Origin of the sequence: Thermoanaerobacterium thermosulfurigenes (genome assembly GCF_051201035.1) — a bacterium.
In the GTDB taxonomy this organism is placed as follows: domain Bacteria; phylum Bacillota; class Thermoanaerobacteria; order Thermoanaerobacterales; family Thermoanaerobacteraceae; genus Thermoanaerobacterium; species Thermoanaerobacterium thermosulfurigenes.
This window is the reverse complement of record NZ_JBPODR010000061.1, coordinates 1-3,919: the sequence shown is the minus strand read 5'-3', so window position 1 is coordinate 3,919 and position 3,919 is coordinate 1. Positions and strand designations below refer to the sequence as shown.

General features: G+C 27.8%; 4 protein-coding genes. 3 read left to right on the top strand and 1 reads right to left on the bottom strand.

Translation table 11 applies throughout. The features are described 5' to 3' along the window. The first annotated feature begins 378 nt into the window (after positions 1 to 378). The 3 genes from HNR52_RS12045 (at position 379) to HNR52_RS12035 (ending at position 3,295) form a co-directional block, all read left to right on the top strand. The gene (locus HNR52_RS12045) at positions 379 to 1,308 is read left to right on the top strand and encodes a carbohydrate ABC transporter permease (protein WP_435620717.1); all 930 of its coding nucleotides are present in this window, start codon (positions 379 to 381) and stop codon (positions 1,306 to 1,308) included. A gap of 425 nt (positions 1,309 to 1,733) precedes the next feature. Then, entirely contained in the window at positions 1,734 to 2,045 is a 312-nt protein-coding gene (locus tag HNR52_RS12040) for a hypothetical protein (RefSeq protein WP_435620716.1), read from the top strand. A gap of 473 nt (positions 2,046 to 2,518) precedes the next feature. Beyond that, complete coding sequence (locus tag HNR52_RS12035; RefSeq protein ID WP_435620715.1) at positions 2,519 to 3,295, top strand: carbohydrate ABC transporter permease; 777 nt, start codon at positions 2,519 to 2,521, stop codon at positions 3,293 to 3,295. Positions 3,296 to 3,586: 291 nt separating this feature from the next. Here the strand turns inward: HNR52_RS12035 and HNR52_RS12030 are convergent, their stop codons facing one another. After that, a complete protein-coding gene (locus tag HNR52_RS12030) occupies positions 3,587 to 3,748 on the bottom strand; it encodes a hypothetical protein (RefSeq protein WP_435620714.1) in 162 nt (53 codons plus the stop codon). Positions 3,749 to 3,919: the final 171 nt, after the last annotated feature.

Here is a 3,919-nt window from a genome sequence, read left to right as displayed (position 1 = left end):
GATTAATTCCTACCTAAAAAAACTATATGCATTAGGATGGGAACCTGAAATTGCCACACAACAAATATAAATATTACCATTAATTCCCTTTAAAGCCTATTTTTAAAGTTGTAGGGGAAGTCTGCGCTTTTTTAGCTACTTATATAATAAGTTTTCATAGTAAAAATAAACAAGTTTATAGACTTTGCTCCAAAGAGTTTTAAGTTTTAATTTATATCTAAATATAAGAGGAATTAAATCAAGATTACACAATAAAGTATAGAAATCAATTTTATGTTAGCAATGGAATTTAATAAAAAAAGGTAGGGAATCTTACTTTCAGATAAAAATTTTTAAAGTGATAATGGAAAAGCATATCTCATGGGGAGTGAATAATATATGGAAATAAAATTTAATAAACAAGTTAAGATACTTGATAAAAAGAAAAAAATAAATATTAAAGAGTGGATGGGAGGCTATTTATTTATAGCACCTGCTTTGATATTAATAATACTCTTAGTTATATACCCATTATTGAGAGGAATCATGTTAAGTTTCACTGATCAAAATTTATTAAAAAGTTGGAGTTACAATTTTATAGGAATAAATAATTATAAAACAATTTTTCATGATAATGAAATGAGGAAAGTTATGCAAAATACAATTGAATTTGTATTGACAGTTACTATATTTACTATTATTTTTGGATTACTTTTAGGTACATTTCTTAATGAAATAAAAAAGGGCAAAAATTTTATACGAGCATTAATGTTTTTACCTTGGGTCTTGCCAGAAGTTATCGTTGGAGCTATTTGGAGGTGGATTTTGAATGGGGAAAAAGGAATTTTAGATAGTTTGCTTGTAGATAGATTTCATTTATTTCATAGTTATATTCAATGGTTAGATTCAGGATTGGCATTAATATCAATTATCGGAGTATACATTTGGAGAACTTATCCTTTTGTGACAATAATGATATCAGCAGGACTACAGAATATAGATCGTGAATTATACGAAGCAGCACAAATTGATGGAGCAACAAAAGTGCAGTCTTTCTTCTATATAACAATTCCACAACTTAGATATATATTAACAATATGTACTCTTATAGTTACTATATGGACTACTAATGCTTTTGGTATATTGAATGTTATGACAGGTGGAGGACCCTTAGATGCTACAACGACATTGCCTATTTATATATATAATACAGCTTTTCAAAATTTTAGAATGGGATATGCAGCAACGATTTCTGTTGTACAATTTGTGATAATATTGATTTTTAGCCTAGTTTATTTGAAATTTACTGCTACAATAGACGGTGAATAAATTGGTATTATATATAACAAAATTTTATATTTTAAATATATTGTTATTTTTAGGTTTTTAAGAGATAAAAGAAGGTTTGCTCTATGTGATGAATATAGATATATAAGTGAGGGATTTTCATAATTAACATTTTTATTAAAATATATCAATATATTGTACTTATATATCGTTTATAATACTATATATTGATAATTTACTTTTTATTTTTGAATTATGCAATTTCCTCAAGTAGTAAATCAATTCTAACAAGATAAGTAAGCTTACTTATGTATATGTGGCAAGAATGTTTATTTTCCTTTGGTGAATTTAGTATATTTCAATCAGAAACAAAACTTGAAATGCTTTTGTACCAGCTTGATTTCTTAAATGTCGTGATTTCACTATCAAGGCCTGAATATAAAAGAGGACCTTAAGGATATGACTTATTGTTTTTGCTTTATGTCTTGGTTGCTATGCTGCTTGAGAAAATTCAAAATATAGTAAAGCTTGTGGATAGACTAAAATTAGACCTTGTATTCAGATATAACTGCGGTTTCAATCTAAAGGATGATGGTGAATTTCCTAACTGGGGAAAGAAAAAAGATACTGATGCTAATGATATGGTTTTTGAGAGAAATTCTATATATTGGCCGAATGCGAAAGTGAGATTTTATTTGTCATATATTAAAGAAATTAAAAGAATCTTATGTCACAAAACCTTTGATGTAAAACATTATATTATGGATTTAGGTTATTAGATAGAAGGCAATTACGATTTATATTATTGACAAGTTTCATGTACAGCTAATTATAGTATATAACAAAAGATAAAGCTTTGTTCTACTAGAAGGATTAAATAAAAGACATTATCCAATTTGTTTTATAGGATATGAATTTGTATATTGGGTTGTGATTGTCGACATTTCAAATGTCCACATGTATTTAGGAAAGGTAGATTGTCTTCAAGGTTCTTTTTGGAGTAGTAGTTTAAATTATGGTTAATGTTTTAAAATGAATTACATGAAAAATAAAAAATAATAGATATTTTGGTTTTCTGATTAAGAAGTTCTGATGAATGGCGAGAGAAATACAATCTTAGAACTTCTATTGAAAGATGTAATAGCTAAGAAGAAATATAGAATGTTATGTATAAAACTAAGAAAGGAATGATATAAAAATGAAGTATATAAAACTTTGGTCTGTGCTAAAAATAATAATAATTATATTTTTATTGATAATAGCATTGTTTCCTCTATTGTGGTTAGTAATAACATCTTTTAAGAGTACTGGTGAGATATTGTCTATTCCACCGACTATTTTGCCCAAAAAATTTACTTTTGAATCTTATTATGAAATATGGTGGAAACAACCTTTTAAAATTTATATTTTAAATTCTCTTAAGATCTCAATTTTATCGACATTAATATCTATTTTTGTTGCTTCCCTGGCGGGATATGGTTTTGCAGTTATAAAATTTCCGTTTAAAAAATTTTTAATTATGTTAGTATTGATAGCACAAATGTTTCCTGGAACTTCAATAATAATACCAATTTTTGATCTTTTCAAGCGTCTTGGTCTTTATGACAATCATTTAGGTTTAATATTGATGTATGGTACTATTACTTTGCCATTTTCAATTTGGATGTTATATGGCTATTTTAGAAATATACCTAAAGAACTTCATGAAGCAGCTATAATTGATGGTTGTAGTCATTTTGGTATCTTTACGAAAATTGTATTACCAATGGCAAGACCAGGTATTGCAGCTGTTGGTGTTTATTCATTTTTGTCTGCATGGAACGAGTATCTTTATGGATTAATATTAATTTCAACTGAAACCAAGTATGTAATATCAGTTGGACTTGCACATTTTATTACTGAATTTGGAACATATTGGAATCAAATGAGTGCTGGAGCTGTTCTAGTTGTGATACCTACAATAATTATGTTTATTATATTAGGTAAGAATCTTATAGAAGGGTTGACTGCTGGAGCAGTAAAAGGTTGATGCTTGATATATTGAGATATAAATGCTAAAATTGAGCCAAATAAAGCATAAGTGATGATAAAAAAGTGATCCACATTAATCAAAAATCCTGTATTATAAAGTTGGAAAAACAACCATGATACAGGAGGTTGAAAGGTATGATTAATGTAGACCAATATCAGTATATCAGATATTTGTTTGAAAAAGAAGGACTGTCACAAAGAGTTATAGCGAAAAATTAAACATATCAAGAAACACTGTAAAATAATATTGTAAAGGCGAGCACATGTCATGGCAGCCACAAAAAAGGCATTACAATTCTCCTGTGACAGATCCAGTAAGGCAAAGAGAATCATCTTTAGATTTATAGTATTTACAACGATGTTTTTGCTTAATAAAACCATCAAAATACTCTTTGCCATCTTTAATCATTGGAATACCTGCATCACAAACAACATGACCATCATCAGTCAAATTATACTTTTTAGAACCTCTCTTATTAAGAGGGATAAAACAATGACCATGGAGGGTGTTTCTTACAAAATTATAGACTCAAACTTCGCACTTATAAAAGTAGCTCTGTACCTTGATAATTCAATATTATTTGGCTATAAAATAGCATGAGACCTCCATTTTTGGTATAAT